This window comes from Streptomyces sp. RLA123 (assembly GCF_056270165.1).
On sequence record NZ_JBWDOR010000003.1, the window covers coordinates 3,584,144 to 3,602,234 of the forward strand.

The window sequence follows — 18,091 nt, forward strand, 5'->3', positions numbered from 1 at the left end:
ATCAGATCCCTGGGGTGAAGCCGGACGACCAGATCTGCATCTGGTAGACGATGTGGTCCCACACGCCGGTGACGAGCAGGACGCCGACGGCGACGAGCATCGCGCCGCCGGCCCGCATGACCCACACATAGTGGCGCTTGACCCAGCCGAAGGCACCGAGGGCGCGGCGGAAGGCGACGGCCGCCACTATGAACGGCAGCCCCAGCCCGACGCAGTAGACGGCGGTGAGCAGGGCGCCGCGGCCGGCGCTGGCCTCGTTGAAGGCGAGCGCGTTGACGGCGGCGAGCGTCGGGCCGATGCAGGGCGTCCAGCCGATGCCGAAGAGCACACCGAGCAGCGGCGCGCCGGCCAGCCCCATGGTGGGCCTGCGGTGGAAGCGGAACTCGCGCTGGGTGACGCCGCCGACCAGGCCCATGAAGGCCAGTCCGAGGACGATGGTGAGCGCGCCGAGCACCTTGCTGATGACCGCCTTGTGCTCCTGCAGCGTCCATCCGAAGTTGCCGAACAGCGCGCCGCCGGAGACGAAGACGGCGGTGAAGCCGATGACGAACAGCGAGGCCCCGGCGAGCATCCGCCCGCGCCGCGCCTCGGCGAGGTCGGACCCGGTGACGCCGGTCACGTACGACAGGTAGCCGGGGACGAGCGGCAGCACGCAGGGGGAGAAGAAGGAGACCAGGCCGCCGAGCAGGGCGACCGGCACAGCGGCCAGCAGAGCGCCGTTGAGCACGGTCTGGTTGACGTCGCCTGCGGCGAGTGCGCTCACGTCACTTCTCCGCGACCACCGGGTCGAGCGCCTTGTGCAGTTCGCCGGCGCTCAGCTCCTTCAGGGCGCGCACCGCGATCTTCCCCTGCCGGTCCAGGATCAGGGTGGAGGGGATGGCCTGCGGGTTGAGGCTGCCCTTGGGGAACCGCAGCAGGAGGTCGCCGGCCGGGTCGTACAGGCTCGGGAAGGGGATGCCGAACTCCTTCTCGAAGGCCTTGGCCTGCGCGGTCTGCAGGTCCCGGGTGTTGATGCCGACGAACTCCACGCCCTGGGACTTCGTCTGCTTCGCGACCTCGGCCAGATGCGGCGCCTCCGCCCGGCAGGGCGGGCACCACGAACCCCAGACGTTGACGACGACGACTTTGCCCTTGTAGTCGGCGAGGCTGAGCTGCGCGCCGTCGACGGTCTTGCCGCTCAGCTCGGGGGCGGCCGTGCGGTGGCCCTGCTCGATCGTGGAGATCTCACCGGTGCCGCCGACGTAGTTGCTGCCGTTGCCGCTGCCGCCGGACGCGGAGGCCGAGCAGGCCGTGGCGGCCAGCGCGAACACGGCGGCGCCGGCCAGTGCCGCGGCGCCGCGGAGCGAGCGGCGCCGGGAAGCGCGCGTAGGACTCATGTGAAAAGTTTCGCATGTGGTCCCGAGCGATCTTGCGCACCCCCGACACCTTTACCGAAAGCGGTGAATGCCCCGTATAAACGGCGCCTAATCGCGGTCCGGGACGCGTCCGGCGAACACCGCGGTGAACGCCTCCTCGAAGGCCTTGAGGTCGTCGGGCCTGCGACTGGTCACCAGGACGTTCGGGCCGGTGGGGTCGACCACGACCTCCTGGTCGAGCCAGGTGCCGCCCGCGTTGGTGATGTCGGTGCACAGGCTGGGCCAGGAGGTGAGGGTGCGTCCGCGCAGCGCGCCGGCCTCGATCAGCAGCCACGGCGCGTGGCAGATCGCGGCGACCGGGCGGCCCTCGTCGAAGAAGTCCTTGGCGAAGCGGACGGCGGCGGGGTCCAGGCGCAGCAGGTCGGGGTTGGCGACCCCGCCGGGGAGCACGAGGCCGTCGAAGTCCACCGAGGCCACCTCCTCGAGGGTGTCGTCCACGGGGAAGGTGCCGGCCTTGTCCAGGTGGTCGAAGGCCTGGACGGTGCCGTGCTCGCGGGAGACCAGCCGCGGGATGCCGCCGGCCTCCCGCACGGCCCGCCACGGGCTGGTCAGTTCGATCTGCTCGACGCCCTCGGGAGCGACGAGGAAAGCGATCTTCCTGCCCTGCAGCGGTGCGGTCATGGGGTCCCCTTCATGCCTGGTCGTGGGTCAGGAACCGTCCACCGACGGTTCAGGACGGATCGGGGCGGTCCTCGCGGGCGGGGGCGCCTCGTCCCGCAGATCGCCTTCCCCGAGCGGATCGGGCGAAACGGACGCCCCGTCCCTGCTGGGGATACGTTCCTGCGCCAGGAACCGCCGCCATCCGCCGGGCGGCGGCCGGCCCGGCCCGAGCGTGCGCAGCTTCGCCAGTACCGCCGGGTCCTGGACGTCCAGCCAGTCCACGAACTGCCGGAAGGACACCAGGCGCACCTCGTCATGGCCGGCGATCCGCCGCAGCGCGTCCTCCACGGCGTCCATGTAGATGCCGCCGTTCCACCGCTCGAAGTGGTTGCCGATGAACAGCGGTGCGCGGTTGGTCTCGTACGCCCGCAGGAAGCCGGAGAGGTAGGCGTCCCGCGCCTGCCGTTCCCACTCCGGGTAGTTGGCGGGATTGCCGCGGGTGGAGTTCGCCGACTGGTTGGCGAGCATGTTGTAGTCCATCGACAGGACCTCGAAGGAGTGCCCGGGGAAGGGCACCGACTGCAACGGCAGGTTCCACATCCCGAGCAGCCTGCCCGGCCACATCTGCAGGCCCCCCGGGGCGCTCGCGTCGTACCGCCAGCCGAGCCGCGCGGCGGTGGGCAGCAGTCCGTCCCGGCCGAGCAGGCAGGGGGTGCGGCCGCCGGTCAGCTCCCTGCGGTAGTCGAAGGGCAGGGCGGGCAGGTCGTCGAAGCCGGTGTTGGTGCGCCAGGTCTCCACGAAGGAGACCGCCTGCTCGATCTCGCTGCGCCAGTCCGCCGGGGTCCAGCGGCCCACCGAGCCGGAGCCGGCGCAGAAGTGGCCGTTGAAGTGCGTGCCGATCTCATGGCCCTCCAGCCAGGCCAGCCGCACCTGTTCCAGGGTGGCGCGCACATGCGCGTCGGAGAGGTAGCCGATGGCGGAGGCGCCGACGGGGTTGTTCGGGGGCCGGTACAGGTGCTTCCTGGACTCCGGCAGCAGGTAGATCCCCGAAAGGAAGAAGGTCATCTTCGCGCCGAGTTCGTCGGCCACCCTGCGGAAGCGCGAGAAGAGCCCGTCGTCGAGTTCGCCGGCGCCGTCCCAGGAGAACACCACGAACTGCGGGGGGCGCTGCCCCGGCTCCAGCCGCTCCGGGACCGGCTGGTGCGGCTGCGGGCCGGTGTCGGAAGTGGAACCGTCCCCGATCGGGCGGGCGGTGTACGCCGTGCCGGTCGGCCTTGGACCCCCGCCCGGCACGCGAGGGCTCTCCCTGTGATCCCTGCCACATCCCGCCAGGCCCGCGGCGGCGGCACCGGCGGCCAGACCCAGCACTCCACGTCGGCTGATCTCCCGCATTCCGCCCCAATCCCGTGCGCGCGACGGCCTCATCGCACTGGATGCCATGGCGGAGGGACGGGCTCTTCCGCCGCACGACGGATTCACCGGGAAAGCGGAGTGATTCGGCCACGGTGGCGGCACGCCGGTCGTGGTCCGGACGCGAACATGGTGGGGGCGTACGGCCGGTGCCCGTGCAGGCACCGGCCGCCGCCGGGGCTATGCCCCGAAACCCTTGCTGCCGCCCTTGACCGGCTTCGCGCCGGCCAGCAGATGGGCCGGGACGAGATCGCGGGCGGGCTCGCTGTACCCCACGGAGACGATCTTGTCGTCCTCGTACGTGAACGTGGTCAGACTGGCCAGGGTGCACTGCCGCTTGCGCGGGTCGTGCCACAGCCGGCGCCGCTCCACGAAACTGCGCACGGTCCAGATCGGCAGCTGGTGGCTGACGCAGACCGCCTCGTGGCCGCGCGCCGCGTCGCGGGCCGCCTCCAGCGCGCTGGTCATCCGCACGACCTGGTCGACGTACGGCTCGCCCCAGCTCGGCCGGAACGGGTTGACCAGGAGCTTCCAGTTCGACGGGCGCCGCAGGGCACCGTCGCCGACGCCGAAGGTCTTGCCCTGGAAGGCGTTGTCCGCCTCGATGAGGCGCTCGTCGCGCGCGACGTCCAGGCCGAGCACGGAGGCGATGGGCGCCGCCGTCTCCTGGGCGCGCTCCAGCGGGGAGGCCACCACGTAGGTGATGTCGCGCCCCGACAGGTGCTCCGCGACCCGGTCGGCCATCTTCCGGCCGAGGTCGGACAGGTGGTAGCCGGGCAGGCGCCCGTAGAGGACACCGCTGGGGTTCTCCACCTCGCCGTGCCGCATCAGGTGGACGACCGTGATCTCGCTCATGCGGCGGCCTCCGCGGCGGCGCGGGCGGCGGCCGGCAGGGCGGCGGCGATCCGGTCGATCGCGGCGGCGTCGTGCGCCGCCGACACGAACCAGGACTCGAAGGCCGAGGGCGGCAGGTAGACGCCCTGCGCCAGCATCGAGTGGAAGAAGGCGGTGAAGCGGTGCGACTCCTGCCGCTTCGCCTCGTCGTAGTCGGTCACGCGACCCTCCGTGAAGAACACGGAGAACATGTTCCCCGCGGTCTGCAGGCTGTGCGCCACGCCCTCCTTGGCGAGCGCCTCGCTCACCAGGCCGGACACCTCGGCGGCGACCCGGTCCACGGTCGCGTACGCGGCGTCGTCCAGCAGCCGCAGCTGCGCCAGGCCCGCGGCGGTGGCCACCGGGTTCCCGGAGAGCGTGCCCGCCTGGTAGACCGGGCCGGCCGGGGCCAGGTACGCCATGACGTCGGCACGGCCGCCGAAGGCCGCGGCGGGGAAGCCGCCGCCCATGACCTTGCCGAAGGTCATCAGGTCGGGGCGGACGCCGTCGATGCCGAACCAGCCCGCCTTGGAGACCCGGAAGCCGGTCATGACCTCGTCGGAGATGTAGAGCGCCCCGTTCTCGCGGCACAGGTCCGCGAGACCCTGGTTGAAGCCCTCGGCCGGGGGCACGACGCCCATGTTGCCGGGCGAGGCCTCCGTGATCACACAGGCGATCTCACCGGGGTGCGCGGCGAAGGCGGCCCGCACCCGGTCGAGGTCGTTGTAGGGCAGCACCACCGTGTCACCGGCCTGTGCGCCCGTCACCCCGGGGGTGTCCGGCAACCCGAAAGTGGCAACGCCGGAACCCGCCGCGACCAGCAGCGCGTCCACATGACCGTGGTAACACCCCGCGAACTTGATCACCTTGGCCCGGCCGGTGAATCCGCGCGCCAGCCGGATCGCCGACATGGTGGCCTCGGTGCCGGACGACACCAGCCGTACCTGCTCGACCGGAGTGACTCGCGCCACGATCTCCTCGGCGAGTTCCACCTCGCCCTCACCGGGGGTGCCGAAGGAAGTACCGCGGGCGACGGCGGCCTGTACGGCGGCGATCACCTCGGGGTGCGCGTGGCCGAGAATCATCGGTCCCCACGAGCAGACGAGATCCACATATTCGCGGCCGTCCGCGTCCTTAAGATAGGGACCGGTGCCGGACACCATGAAACGGGGCGTACCGCCCACGGCGCGAAAGGCGCGAACGGGGCTGTTCACCCCACCTGGGGTCACGGCGGCTGCTCGATCGAACAAGGTCTGAGAAACTGGCGCGTCGTAGGCGTACGGATAGCTCACAAGCACATGTTCTCAAATGCCGGGCGTTGCGCGACGAGGTATCGACCGTGCATCTGAGACGATGATCGGGTTGCGCGGTTGGGTCTGCGGATGGTCGGGTAGTGGAATGCAGCGCGGTGGCGAACGCGGTGGCGATCTGGACGGCGAGGGCGACGACCCCGATCCCGAGCACGCCCGTACCACCGGCCGGCGACGCCGGCCGTCAACAGAGCGCGACAAAGCCGTTCAGAAACGCGGGAGCAGGGGTGGCCGAGTGGGGGTGACCTACAAGTACTTCGGCGCACCCGACGGTGCAACCGCCGCGCGGGTCCCCATCTCCATGCGCCCGGAGGAGCTTGGCGGCGACGAACTGGGCCAGGGCATGTACACCAAGGTCAAGCCGGAGACCATGGCCGCCATGGTGCTCACCGGCATCGAGGGCATACCCCCGGCCAAGGTCCCGCCGCTGGAACTGGTCGTTCTGCACCCCGACTACGCCGTCGTCAAACTGCCCATCTCCGTCGTCGAGCCGCTCCGCAAGGCCGACGAGGAAGCGCTCGGCGCCGCCGCGTTCATCTGGTCCACCGTCCCCGACCGGCGCGGTCCGCGGGACGCCTTCATGATCTACAAGATGCTCCACGAGTGGCAGGACTTCGCCCAGCGCTGCCACGAGAGCGGACACCAGCTGTACTGCCTCGTCTGGCCCTGAACCCAGCCCGTAGGCCCGCACACGCGAAAGGCCCGGCACGTCGATACGACGTACGCCGGGCCTTCGCGCGTGGGTCAGTTGGCGGGGGTGGACTCCACCGGAGCCGGGGCGGGAGCCTCGACGGGAGCCACGGCCGGGGCCACGGGCGCGGCGACCGGGGCGGGAGCCACGGCCGGGGCCACGGGCGCGGCGACCGGGGCGGGAGCCACGGCCGGAACCGCGGGCGCGGCCACGGGAGCGGCCACAGGAGCCACGGGGGCCGCCACGGCTGCGGCAGCCGCAGCGGCGGCCGCGGCAGCGGCCGCGGCCTCCTCGACGGCCTTGGCCTCGGCGGCCTCCTCCGCGTCGATCTCCGCGGTGTGCTTGGCCACGAACGCCTCGCCCAGGACCTCGTGGGCCTCCTTGAGGTGGTCGAGCTCCACCTCGCCGTTCTCGGCGACGTGGCCCTCGATGGCCTCGAACATCCTCTCCACCGGCTCGTGCGAGCCGCCGAGGCGCTGCTCGGCGTAGACCGCGACGCCCAGCTTCAGGAAGAGCTCGGCCGTGCGGCGGTTGACGGTGAAGTCGTGGATGGCGTCACCGCCCGCATCAAAGCCCTTCTCGATGACTTCAAATGCCTTCTTGATGAGACTCACGCTGTGCTCCCCTGCACGTGCCCGTCGGACGACTGCCTGACTGTGACCTGACCTGACCTGATCTGATTCGATCTGATCCGAGTTGACCTGGACTGACCCGAACTGACCTGCGCTGTACGGCAACTGACTGAGTGAGCCAGTCCGCGCCGAACCCTATGGCAGTTTCCCGGCCGATGCGCAGCCGCCCCGCCCCCGTCCCCCCACGACGGGGGCCTGACGGGCACAGGTCGTCACCCCCGGTGCGACGCCGCCGCGTACCGCTCCCGCGTGATCGCGGTGACCCGCACCGGCTGCGCGGTGCCCGGCACGGTCGATGTGCGGTCGTACGTCATACCGAGCTTGGCCATCACACGGGCGAAGAGGTGGTTCTCGACGGGGTGGACGCTCACGAAGCGGCCCAGCCCGGCATCGGTGAAGCCGAACTCCGTGACGGGCAGGCGGCTTCGGTCGCGTGGCCCGGGCCGAATCGGGCGCGTCCCTCCCGCCGGAAGCGGCCCGGCCGAGGGGCGGTCTCAGCGCGCGTGCGGGTCGAGCCGTCCGCGACCGGACGCATGGCCTCCGGGTCGGCGTCCCGCCAGGCCCGCGGGCGCAGCCGCCAGGTCAGCCGTTCCACTGCAGGTGCGCGGCGTGCGTCCGTACGGCTTCGCGCAGTTGGCGCCGGGAGGGGTTGACCATGGGCCGGCCGGCGACGGTCACCGTGGGCACGGTCTCGTTGCCGTCGGCGACGGAACGGACGAAGGCCGCGCCGTCCGGGTCCCGCCAGATGTCGACCTTGGTGTGGCGCAGCCGCGTCACGAACAGGTAGAGCCGCAGCCTCATGCAGTAGGGGCAGCCGGGCCGCCAGTAAACGACGACGCCGTTGTCGCGCTCTTCCGCTCCGGTCATGCTTCCCCGCTCGGCAGGCGTGGCAGCCGCGTCCCGTGCAGCCACGGTTGGAACACCAGAGCGTCCAGGGGCTGGTCGCTGTGCCGGTGGGCCAGTGCGATGAACTGGTCGGTGGTCACGCTGCCATGACGGTACGTCCTGGTCCAGGCCTGTACCAGCGCGAAGAAGGCGGCGTCGCCCATGGTGGTGCGCAGCGCGTGCAGGGTGAGCGCCCCGCGCTTGTAGACCCGGTCGTCGAACATGCGCCGTACGCCGGGGTCGGAGAGCCGCAGATCCTGCGCCAGGGAGGAGAGCCGGGCGTGCGCGCGAGCGGCGTGGCGGGCGGCGGGCATGCCGCCGGAGACCTCCGACCAGAGCCATTCGGCATAGGCGGCGAAGCCCTCGTTGAGCCAGATGTGCCGCCAGTCGGCGATGCTGACGCTGTTGCCGAACCACTGGTGGGCGAGCTCGTGGGCGACCATGCGCTCGGAACCGCGCCGACCGTCGACGTGGTTGCGGCCGAAGATGGACAGCGCCTGGGCCTCGACGGGGACGTCGAGTTCCTCGTCGACCACCACGACCGCGTACTCGGCGAACGGATACGGCCCGAAGAGCCCCGCGAAGGCCTTCATCATCTCCGGCTGCCGGCCGAAGTCATGGCCGAAGTCCGCCACGAGCGCGGCGGGGACGGCGGCGGGCTGGGGTATGTCGCCGCCGATGTGGTCGATCAGCTCGTACGCGCCGATCTGGACGGTCGCGAGGTACGTCGGCATCGGCTCGGCCAGCTCGTACACCCAGGTCGTGCTCGAGGCGCCGACCCGGTACGACTCCAGGCTGCCGTTGGCCACGACCGCGTACGCCGACGGCGCGGCCACGGTGATCCGGTAGCTGGCCTTGTCGCCGAGGTGGTCGTTGCAGGGGAACCAGGAGGGCGCGCCGATCGGCTGGCTGGCGACGAGGGCGCCGTCCTCCAGCTGCTCCCACCCGAGGTCGCCCCAGTCGCGGGTGCGCACCGGCCGGGGGTTGCCGACGTAGCGGACCTCGATCTCGAACGGGCCGGCGGGCAGCGTCTTCAGCGGCTTGATCCGCAGCTTGCCCGCGCGGTGGCTGTACCGGCACGGCCGGCCGTCGACGAGCACCCGGTCCAGCCGGAACGGGCCGAGGTCGAGGCTCAGCCCGGACAGCGCGCGGGTGGCGACCGCCGAGATACGCGCGCGGCCCGACAGCCGGTTGGCCGCCGGGCGGTAGTCGAGTTCCAGGTCGTAGTGGGCGACCTGGTACCCGCCGTTGCCGTGCTCGGGGAAGTAGGAGTCGGCGGACACGTCCGCCCCCGGCGTGGCGGGGACGTCCTCCCCGCCACGCACGCGCTTGCCGTTGCTCACCCTCTGCGGGCCCCCTCTGTGTGCCAGGCGGAAATCGGGTTGCCCAGCCACCGGGTGTCCTCGGGAACGCTCTCCCCGCGCATGACCAGCGAGGCCGGGCCGATCGTGGTGCGCGCGCCGACGGTCGCCCCGGGCAGCACGATGCCGTGCGGGCCGAGCGTGGCGCCCGACTCGAGGACGACCTCGTCCATGCGCATGATCCGATCGTGGAACAGGTGCGTCTGTACGACGCAGCCGCGGTTGACGGTGGCACCGTCCCCGACCCTGACCAGGTCGGCTTCCGGCAGCCAGTACGTCTCGCACCATACGCCCCGGCCGATCCTGGCCCCCATGGTCCTCAGCCACAGACTCATCAGCGGGGTGCCGCCGAGCGCGCCGACCGCCCACGGCACAGCCAGCACCTCGACGAAGGTGTCGGCCAGCTCGTTGCGCCAGACGAAGGAGCTCCACAGCGGCCGCTCGACCACCCGGAACCGCCCGACCAGCAGCCACTTCGCCTCGATGGCCACCGTGCAGGCCAGCACGCCGGCAGCGGCGAGCAGCAGCCCTCCGGCGAGCAGCGCCACCGCGACGCCGAACCGGCTCGCCAGCACCGCGTACCCGGCCAGCAGCAGCACGGCCAGCGCGGCCGCGCACATCAGCGGGACGACGCGGCACAGCTCGACGGCCCCGCGGGCCAGCACCAGGTGCCGGGGCGGCGCGAAGGTGCGGCTCTGGTCGGCGGCCTCGGGGGTGCGCGGCAGCTTCATCGGCGGCATGCCGAGGTAGGAGCTGCCCGCCTTGGCGCCCTTGGGGGTCGACGAGAGCACGCCGACCAGGCCGTTCTTGGGCACCGAACGACCGGGGGCGGTCATGCCGGAGTTGCCGAGGAAGGCCCGCTTGCCGATCCGGGCGCCGGCGAGCCGCATCCAGCCGCCGCCCAGCTCGTAGGAGCCGACCATGGTGTCGTCGGCCAGGAACGCGCCGTCGCCGACGGTGGTCATCGAGGGCAGCGCGAGCACGGTCGAGGCCTCGACGCGGCGGCCGATCTTCATGCCCAGCGCCCGCAGCCAGACGGGCGTGAACAGGCTCGCGTAGAACGGGAACAGGTGCCCGCGGGCCATGTCCATGAGGCGTTCGGTCGCCCATGCCTGCCAGGCGACGCGGCCGTGCACGGGGTGGTGCCCCTCGCTCAGCCCGCGGCCGAGCAGCCGCACGCCGGCCAGCACCAGCAGTGCGTACGTCAGCAGCCAGGCGAGCGTGGCGAGCGGGACGGCGGCCAGCGCGGCGCCCAGGGAGGCGTGCCCGGCACCGCGCAGGAAGGCGGCGAGGACCAGCACGGCGGGGACCGCGGCCACCGTGGGCAGCAGGCCGAGCGCGAAGGACGCCATCTCGTAGGCGAGCGCCCAGCGGCGCTTGCGCGGCGGCCGGGTGTCGGGCCAGCGGTGGGACGCCTTGCCGGTACGGGCCGCGGGCACGCCCGCCCAGCGCTGCCCGGCGGGGACGGCGCCCTTCACTCCGGAGCCCGGCGCGATCTCGGCGCGCTTGCCGACACGGGCCCCGGGGAAGAGCGTGGAGCGCGAGCCCACGGTGGCCCCGGCGCCGATCCGGATCTTGCCGATGTGCAGCAGGTCGCCGTCGAGCCAGTGGCCGGCGAGATCCACCTCGGGTTCGACGGCGCTGCCCCGGCCGAGTTTGAGCATGCCGGTCAGCGGCGGCAGGGAGTGCAGGTCGGCGCCGTCGCCGATGCGGGCGCCCAGGGCCCGCGCGTAGTGGGTCAGCCAGGCGCCGGTCAGCTGGGTCGCGCCACTGAAGTGGGCAAGGCGTTCCGCGGTCCACAGCCGCAGGTGCACGCCTCCGCCACGGGGGTACGTCCCCGGGCGCACTTCGCGCAGCAGCAGCCGGGTGCCACCCGCGGAGATCGCCAGGCGGCCTGCCGGGCTGATGAGCAGCGCCCAGCCGACGGCGATCCACCACCAGGACACGGGCTGCACGCCGGTGGGGGCGCCGAGCAGCGTCAGCACGTTGCCGACGGCCGCGGCGACCACGCCCCAGCGCAGTCCGGCCACGGTGAGCAGCGGCAGCATCAGCGCGAGCTGCACGGCGGCCGCGCGCCGGGGCACCGGCGTGATGGTGCGGACGGCGGTGCGGCGGAGGTCGGCCTCCTCCAGCCGCGCGGCGAGGCCGGCGAGCGTGGGGTGCTGGTAGATGTCGCTGACCGAGGCGCTGGGGAAGCAGGTACGCAACTGCGAGACCAGCCGGGCGGCGGTGAGGCTGCCACCGCCGAGCGCGAAGAAGTCGGCGTCGGCGCCGGTGGCGGGTGCGCCGAGGATCTCGCCCCACTGTTCGGCGAGCCAGGTCTCGGTCTCCGTGAGGTCGCCGGGCAGCGCCCCGGCGGCGTCGAGCGCGGGCAGCGGCCAGGGCAGCGCGTCGCGGTCGACCTTGCCGGAGGTCCGGGTCGGCAGCGTGTCGACGACGGCGATCAGCGGCACGAGGGCGGCGGGCAGCGCCTCGCGCAGCCGGGCGAGCGCGTCGGTCTGGTCGAAGGCGTCGGTGCCGGCGACGTAGCCGACGAGGATCTGGTTGCCGGCCCTGGTGGTGCGGACGGCGGCCGCGGCGCCCGCGACCTCGGGCAGCGCCTGGAGCGCGGCGTCGATCTCGCCGAGCTCGATGCGGCGGCCGCCGAGCTTGATCTGCTCGTCGGCGCGGCCCATGAAGAGCAGGCCCTCGGGCTCCGCGCGGACCAGGTCGCCGCTGCGGTAGGCGCGCTCCCAGCCGAGCGAGGGCAGCGGGGCGTACTTCTCCGCGTCCTTGGCCGCGTCCAGGTAGCGGGCCAGGCCCACGCCGCCGATGACCAGCTCGCCGGTGGCGCCCATGGGCAGCGGCACGCCGGCCGTGTCCACCACGGCCAGTTCCCAGCCGTCCAGGGGGAGCCCGATGCGGACCGGGCCCTCGCCGGTGAGCTGGGCGGCGCAGGCGACGACGGTGGCCTCGGTCGGACCGTAGGTGTTCCACACCTCGCGGCCCTCGACGGCCATGCGCTCGGCGAGCTCGGGCGGGCAGGCCTCGCCGCCGAAGATCAGCAGGCGTACGTCGTCCAGCGCCTCGATGGGCCACAGGGCGGCCAGTGTCGGCACGGTGGAGACCACGGTGATGCCCTGCTCGACCAGCCAGGGGCCGAGGTCCAGCCCGGTGCGGACCAGGGAGCGCGGCGCGGGCACCAGGCAGGCGCCGTGCCGCCACGCCAGCCACATCTCCTCGCAGGAGGCGTCGAAGGCCACCGACAGGCCGGCCAGTACCCGGTCGCCGGGCCCCAGCGGCTCCTCGGTGAGGAAGAGCCGGGCCTCGGCGTCGACGAAGGCGGCGGCGGAGCGGTGGGTGACGGCGACGCCCTTGGGCTTGCCGGTGGAGCCGGAGGTGAAGATGATCCAGGCGTCGTCGCCGGGGCCGGGGCGGCGGCCCGGCTCGCCGCGGGGCGCGGCGTGCGGGGTGATCGCGCGGTGCTCGCCGATGACGGCGCAGACGCCGGCCTCGGAGAAGACCAGCTCGGCGCGCTCGTCGGGGTCCTCGGCGTCGACCGGAACGTAGGCGGCGCCCGCGGCCAGGACGGCGAGGATCGACACGTACAGGTCGACGGTGCCCGAGGGAACGCGCACGCCCACCCGGTCGCCCGCGCCGATCCCGGCGTCGGCCAGGCGGCGGCGCAGCCGCTCGGTCTCGGCGGCCAGAGCGCGGTAGCTCAGCGCGGTGGTGCCGTCGTCGACGGCGGCCGCGGCGGGGTGCGCGCGGGCCGTGGCGGCCAGGATGTCGAGCAGGGTGCGCTCCGCGGCGGCGTCACCGGCGCGGAAGAGCGCCGGGACGGGTTCGTCGGGGGCGGTGCTGACACCGGCGAGGGAGGCATCGAGGAGGGGGAGCGGCGAGTCGACGAGCGTCACGCGGGGCTCCCCGGCTCGGGCGACCCGGACGCAGGTGGCGCGTCGAAGGACGCCCCGGACGTGTTCCGGTCACTCATGGCCGTAGACCGACGCATGTCAAACCCTCCAAAAGCTCAGGACCACTGCGGTGCCGGTAAGCCTCGACCGGCCGGCCGGGGACCACACTGTCCCGGCTCGCGGGCTTCTTCCCGCGACTGGCGCACGCCCGGCGCATCCCCGTTCCGCGTCCGTCCGATCCGGACGGCGACGGGCCCCTTCACCTGGCGTCACAAATAGCGAACAGCGAGTTTACCCGCCGTTAATCCGCACGGCCTGCCGAAACGAGCGCCAAGTGGCTGGTCTCACAACCGGCCGCGAATCGGCGGGACGCGGTCAACACCCTTGCGGCAGATGACACGACGGTCCCGACACCGTTCACCCCTCCTTCTCCGGCGGTTGGGCCGGGCCCCGTGATCCGCCCGTAGCGTCCGGGCGACGCTGCCCTATCGGCCGAGAGCGGGATCACCATGTGCGACACACACCACAGACCGGATGGACCCCAGCTCGGCGCGAGCCGCCGCTCCGTGCTGGTCGGCGCGGGGCTGGCGGGCGCCGCCGTCGCGGGCCTGGCCGCGGCCGCACCGACGGCGTCGGCCAGCACGGCGCCGGTCGGCACGGCACTCGGCGGCTCCTGGCGCCCCGACACCGACGACGCGCGCTTCACGCTGGTCGTGATGCCGGACACGCAGTACCTCTTCGACGGCGCGAGCATCCACCCGGCCCCCGTCGAGGCGTCGTTCCGGTACCTACTCGACCACGGCAAGGACGAGAACATCGTCTTCATGGCGCATCTGGGTGATGTCACGCAGAACGGCCAGGCCGGTGAATTCGCCGCCGTCGACGACGCGTTCCGCATCCTGGACCGCAAGGGTGTGCCGTACAGCGTGGTCGCGGGCAACCACGACATCAACTCCTCCACCGACGACCAGCGGGGCGACTCCGCCTACCTGGACGTCTTCGGTCCGGACCGCTACCGCCACGCGCCCGCCTTCGGCGGCTCCAGCCCGGACGGCTACAACCACTACCACCTGTTCCGCGCGGCCGGCCGTGAGTGGATGGTGCTCTCCCTGGACTGGCGGCCCTCGCCGGCCGGCATCGCCTGGGCGAAGGACGCCATCGCGCGGCACCCCGGCACACCGGTGATCCTCACCACCCACGAGATCGTGTACGCGAACGCCTACGGTGACGAGGCCCAGCTCTCCGACCACGGCCAGGAGCTGTGGGACGAGCTGATCGACGGCACGGACCAGATCTTCCTCACCCTGAACGGGCACTTCTGGCCGCCCGCCCGCACCACCCGCACCAACGCGGCGGGCAACGCCACGCACCTGCACATCACGAACTACCAGAACCGCTACTACGGCGGCGCCGCGATGATCCGGCTCTACCGCTTCGACCTGGCGCGCAACACCATCGACGTCGAGACCGTCTCCCCCTGGATCCTCGGCCGCGCCGGCGAGGACCTGAACGCGCTGGAGCGCGAGGAGGTCGAGCTGACCGGCCCGCAGGACCGCTTCGCCGTGGACATCGACTTCGCCGGGCGATTCGCGGGCTTCGCCCCGGTCCCGGCGCGCCCGTCGCGCCCGGCCGCCCGGATGCTGATCCCCGGCACGGTCGCCTACTGGCGCTTCGACGCCTCCCACGACACCGACCGGGTCCGCGACCTGACCGGCCGCGGCAACGACCTCACCAAGGCCGTCGCCCCCGGTTCCGACCCCGCGACCGCCCTCACCTGGTCCGCCGAGCACCACCCCGACCAGCCCGGCCACGCCAGCCTGTACTTCGGCGGCGACAAGAGCCCGCTGCGCGGCGCCCACCTCACCACCGGCGACCACGCCCCGCTCAACGCGGCGACCTTCCGGTCCGGCTACACCTTCGAGGCGTTCTTCAAGCTCCCCGCCGACTGGGACGAGGGCCGCAATGGCTGGGCCGCCCTGCTCAGCCGCTGGGGTCTGAGCCGAGAGGCCAGCAAGACCTCCGGCGATCCCGACGAGCCGGTCGTGACCCTCAGCCTCTCCGGCGGGCGCGAGCTCCAGTGGTGCGTCTACCCGCTGAACACGGACGGCTCGGTCACCAACTGGGGCCACGAGCTGCCGCTGGACACCTGGTGGCACGTCGCCGTCGTCAATGACGGCCGCCACACCACCATGTACGTCGACGGCTGCCCCGTCGCCCGCAACCCCTCCACCCGCAACTCCGGCCTCAGCGCCCTGGGCCTGCCCTGGATGCTCGGCGGCTACGAGTACGGGGGCAAGCTCGACCAGCTCCTGCACGGCTGGATCGGCGACGTCCGCATCAACGAACGCGCCCTGGAACCTGACGAGTTCATGAACGCGCGCTAGTCCTCGGCCGCCCCTGCGCCCGCCCCTGCCCCCGGAGGGCAGGGGCGGGCGGGGTGAACGCCCCGGGCGCGGTCTGCGTATCCCCTCGCGTAGCGGGTGCCGCACGAACAGCTGCCCGAGATCGTCACGAGGGTGAGGACCGGCCGATGAACAGTCAGAGCAACGTCTCCTTCCAGGCGCTTCAGGCACTTCCCGACGGCGAGGCGGAGCTGCCCCTGGTCGTCCACCTCCGCTGGGAGGACCTGGCGGCGCTGGGCCGCGAGGCGAGCCGGCTGGCGGTGCGGCTGCAGCGTCCGGTGAGCCTGGACGAGGCGGCCGGGCACCATCTGCGGACCCGGTTCGGGGTGACGACGCACGCGCCGGAGAAGGACGAGCAGCCCAAGGCCGACGCCACCCGCGCTGTCGCGGCGCCCGCCGCCGTGCCGACCACCGCCGCGCCGATGGCGATCACCCCGGGCACGGCGCAGCACTCGTCGGGAGCGCACGCGGCGCCCCCCGTCGTCACGGGTACCGGCACCGGTCCGGGCGCGACCCCTGCGGCGTACCAGCCGGACCACGCCGGTCGGGTCGGCCCGCTGGGCGGCCGGAACATGGTCGTGCAGCCGGGCACCGCCGCCGGCGGCTGAGCTCAGCCGCCGGCGGCGGCCGCCCTGGTCTCGTCCGTCCAGCGCACGAGCGCGGCGCGGCAGGTCTCGATGTGCTCGGCGCCGTAGCCGCGCGGACCGCACCCGACGACGAGGATCAGGCCGAGACAGGCCGGTGGAGCGCCGGCCGGTGCCGCATGGCGGCCCCGAAGTCCCGCTGTCCGCCGGCCTCGCGGTAGCCGGCGACGAGATCACTGTCCGGGCCGGTGTCCCCGCCGACGCCGAGCGAGACCAGTTCGGGGCCGGGTCGCCGAAGAAGGCGCGTTCGCGGTCGATGAGCCCGGTGACGGCCGTGCCGTCACCGGAGACGAAGACGTTGCCGGGCCGCAGGTCGAAGTGGACCAGCCGCGGCCGGTCGACCCGCGCCGGCGCTGACGCGCCGGAGGCCGCCGGCTCCCGTACCTCGTCCGGTGACACCCCGAGCGGGGAGTGCCACCGCGCGGCGTCCTCCGGCATCGCCTCGACCATCGCGCCGAAGGCGGCCGGCCGGTCCGCCGCCGACAGCCCGGCCCCGGGGGCGGGGTAGCCGTAGCGGCCGTCCTCCGGGGTCAGGGTGTGCAGCCGCGCCGCGATCCGGCCGAGTCCGCGGCGCAGTCCGGTCTGCCGCCCGGGCTGATCCCGCCAGCTCATGTGCGCCCCGGGGCCGTCGTGATCGACGTCGGGACCAACCCGACCCCCGAGGGCGGGCTCGCCGGCGACGTGGACGCCGCCTCGGTCATACCGCATGCCGGCGCCCTCACGCCGGTCCCCGGCGGCGTGGGCCCGGTGACCACCGCGCTCCTGCTCCAGCACGTGGTGGAGGCGGCGGAGTAGGGGCGCGCGGGGACGTCGAGGCTTTCCCCGCGCGGGAGTTCGGGCAGACGGCACCGCGATCGCGCGGCGCGGTCCTTCCGCATGCCCGCGGCCGCCGGCCCCACGACCCGCCTCCACGGGGGCGCGCGGCTACACCCGTCACGCCGGGTGGCACAAGCCCTACGCACTTGCTCTGTTCCCGGACTACTTTCGTATGGCAATCTCATCTACACGTCGTACGCTCAGGCCGCACGGGCCCCGTACGCCCCTTTCCGCCCCTCCTTCCGTTCTTTCCCGCTGGTTTCCCGCTGTTTCACAGGACCGACGAAGAGAAGACCGCTGTGGCGCCCCTGCCCCTCACTCTCGCGGCTCGTCTGCTGCCCACCGCCGTACTCGCCATCGTCGGCTGGACGATGGCCTCCTCGTCCCAGCACGACGCCGCGAGCCCGTCGGCCGGCGGCTCAACGGCGGGGACGTCCACGCCTTCCGGCGGTTCCGGCTCCACGGGCGGCTCCGGCTCCTCGAGTGCACCGGACTCCCCCGGCAGCTCCGGCGCCCCGGCGATCACGTACACCAAGCCGCCCGCGCCCTGCACGGCGATGACGGCGGCCACGATCAAGAAGCTGGTGCCGGAGGCCAAGACGGCGGGCAAGGCGCTCTCCCTCACCGACCCCTCGCACCGCACGGGTTGCTCCTGGAACGCGCTCAAGGGCTTCGACTACCGCTGGCTGGACGTGACCTTCGAGGTCGCCGCGGGCGGCAACGGGCTGAGCGCGGAAAAGGCGGCGCAGGCCTCGTACGACCGGTCCAAGAAGGCGAACACCGCCGCGGGGATCGGCGACGAGGCGTCCGTGTCCGTCCAGGTGACCACGGACGACGGGCAGCAGACGCGCGAGGCCGTCGTGGTCTTCCGCAAGGGCAACGCGGTCGTCACCGTCACCTACAACGGCAGCGACTTCGAGTCCAAGAAGGCGCCCGGCGTCTCCGAGGTGCGCGACGGCGCGCTGACCGCGGCCAAGGACGCCCTGGCCGGACTCGCCAAGGCCTCGACCTCCGTCACCGGCGACCAGAACGCCTGAACCCCTTCCCTTCCCCTTCCCCTTCTCTCTCCCCGCCGACAGGCCCCGTCCGTCAGGGCCGCCTCACGTGGGACAGCGCCGCACGGTCGGGGGCGGCGACCGGCGGCGAGCTGCTGCTGGAC

At 73.0% G+C, this 18,091-nt stretch carries 17 protein-coding genes; 6 read left to right on the top strand and 11 right to left on the bottom strand.

The genetic code is table 11. From position 1 onward, the window contains the following. Position 1 precedes the first annotated feature (1 nt). The 6 genes from RV983_RS16255 to hemL form a co-directional block, all read right to left on the bottom strand. Complete coding sequence (locus RV983_RS16255; protein WP_475986496.1) at positions 2 to 763, bottom strand: cytochrome c biogenesis CcdA family protein; 762 nt, start codon at positions 761 to 763, stop codon at positions 2 to 4. Between the two features lies 1 nt (position 764). Beyond that, the gene (locus tag RV983_RS16260) at positions 765 to 1,376 is read right to left on the bottom strand and encodes a TlpA family protein disulfide reductase (protein WP_475986497.1); all 612 of its coding nucleotides are present in this window, start codon (positions 1,374 to 1,376) and stop codon (positions 765 to 767) included. A gap of 87 nt (positions 1,377 to 1,463) precedes the next feature. Further along, positions 1,464 to 2,036, bottom strand: coding sequence for a type 1 glutamine amidotransferase domain-containing protein (locus tag RV983_RS16265; protein ID WP_475986498.1), 573 nt, complete (start codon positions 2,034 to 2,036; stop codon positions 1,464 to 1,466). A 27-nt stretch (positions 2,037 to 2,063) separates the two neighbouring features. Next, positions 2,064 to 3,407 carry a polysaccharide deacetylase family protein gene (locus RV983_RS16270; protein WP_475986499.1) on the bottom strand — a complete coding sequence of 448 codons (1,344 nt, stop codon included), beginning with the start codon at positions 3,405 to 3,407 and terminating at the stop codon, positions 2,064 to 2,066. Between the two features lie 198 nt (positions 3,408 to 3,605). Beyond that, positions 3,606 to 4,280 carry a histidine phosphatase family protein gene (locus RV983_RS16275; RefSeq protein ID WP_475986500.1) on the bottom strand — a complete coding sequence of 225 codons (675 nt, stop codon included), beginning with the start codon at positions 4,278 to 4,280 and terminating at the stop codon, positions 3,606 to 3,608. Next, complete coding sequence (gene hemL / locus RV983_RS16280) at positions 4,277 to 5,590, bottom strand: glutamate-1-semialdehyde 2,1-aminomutase (protein ID WP_475986501.1); 1,314 nt, start codon at positions 5,588 to 5,590, stop codon at positions 4,277 to 4,279. The genes RV983_RS16275 and hemL overlap by 4 nt, the downstream gene beginning before the upstream one ends. A gap of 106 nt (positions 5,591 to 5,696) precedes the next feature. On the opposite strand from hemL, the gene RV983_RS16285 reads away from it, so the two are divergent. Next, positions 5,697 to 6,278 carry a hypothetical protein gene (locus tag RV983_RS16285; protein ID WP_475986502.1) on the top strand — a complete coding sequence of 194 codons (582 nt, stop codon included), beginning with the start codon at positions 5,697 to 5,699 and terminating at the stop codon, positions 6,276 to 6,278. A gap of 74 nt (positions 6,279 to 6,352) precedes the next feature. Here the strand turns inward: RV983_RS16285 and RV983_RS16290 are convergent, their stop codons facing one another. From RV983_RS16290 to RV983_RS16310, 5 genes are all read right to left on the bottom strand, one after another. Beyond that, entirely contained in the window at positions 6,353 to 6,913 is a 561-nt protein-coding gene (locus RV983_RS16290; RefSeq protein ID WP_475986503.1) for a hypothetical protein, read from the bottom strand. 230 nt (positions 6,914 to 7,143) lie between these two features. Then, positions 7,144 to 7,302 (bottom strand): hypothetical protein, encoded by a 159-nt coding sequence (locus RV983_RS16295; RefSeq protein WP_475986504.1) that lies wholly within the window; start codon positions 7,300 to 7,302, stop codon positions 7,144 to 7,146. A 211-nt stretch (positions 7,303 to 7,513) separates the two neighbouring features. Beyond that, positions 7,514 to 7,798 carry a glutaredoxin domain-containing protein gene (locus RV983_RS16300; RefSeq protein WP_475986505.1) on the bottom strand — a complete coding sequence of 95 codons (285 nt, stop codon included), beginning with the start codon at positions 7,796 to 7,798 and terminating at the stop codon, positions 7,514 to 7,516. Continuing rightward, complete coding sequence (locus RV983_RS16305; protein ID WP_475986506.1) at positions 7,795 to 9,159, bottom strand: M1 family metallopeptidase; 1,365 nt, start codon at positions 9,157 to 9,159, stop codon at positions 7,795 to 7,797. Before RV983_RS16305 ends, RV983_RS16300 begins: the two co-directional genes overlap by 4 nt. Then, positions 9,156 to 13,073, bottom strand: coding sequence for a Pls/PosA family non-ribosomal peptide synthetase (locus tag RV983_RS16310; protein WP_475986507.1), 3,918 nt, complete (start codon positions 13,071 to 13,073; stop codon positions 9,156 to 9,158). Before RV983_RS16310 ends, RV983_RS16305 begins: the two co-directional genes overlap by 4 nt. Positions 13,074 to 13,579: 506 nt before the next feature. Between RV983_RS16310 and RV983_RS16315 the strand changes: the two genes are divergently transcribed. The 5 genes from RV983_RS16315 to RV983_RS16335 all read left to right on the top strand — a co-directional run bounded on the left by RV983_RS16315 (position 13,580) and on the right by RV983_RS16335 (position 17,969). Further along, positions 13,580 to 15,454, top strand: a complete 1,875-nt coding sequence (locus tag RV983_RS16315) for a LamG-like jellyroll fold domain-containing protein (RefSeq protein ID WP_475986508.1) — start codon at positions 13,580 to 13,582, stop codon at positions 15,452 to 15,454. Positions 15,455 to 15,600: 146 nt separating this feature from the next. Further along, complete coding sequence (locus RV983_RS16320; protein WP_475986509.1) at positions 15,601 to 16,080, top strand: hypothetical protein; 480 nt, start codon at positions 15,601 to 15,603, stop codon at positions 16,078 to 16,080. A 148-nt stretch (positions 16,081 to 16,228) separates the two neighbouring features. Next, complete coding sequence (locus tag RV983_RS16325) at positions 16,229 to 16,624, top strand: hypothetical protein (RefSeq protein ID WP_475986510.1); 396 nt, start codon at positions 16,229 to 16,231, stop codon at positions 16,622 to 16,624. Positions 16,625 to 16,653: 29 nt separating this feature from the next. After that, entirely contained in the window at positions 16,654 to 16,911 is a 258-nt protein-coding gene (locus tag RV983_RS16330) for a hypothetical protein (RefSeq protein WP_475986511.1), read from the top strand. A gap of 320 nt (positions 16,912 to 17,231) precedes the next feature. Next, entirely contained in the window at positions 17,232 to 17,969 is a 738-nt protein-coding gene (locus tag RV983_RS16335) for a hypothetical protein (protein WP_475986512.1), read from the top strand. Positions 17,970 to 18,091: the final 122 nt, after the last annotated feature.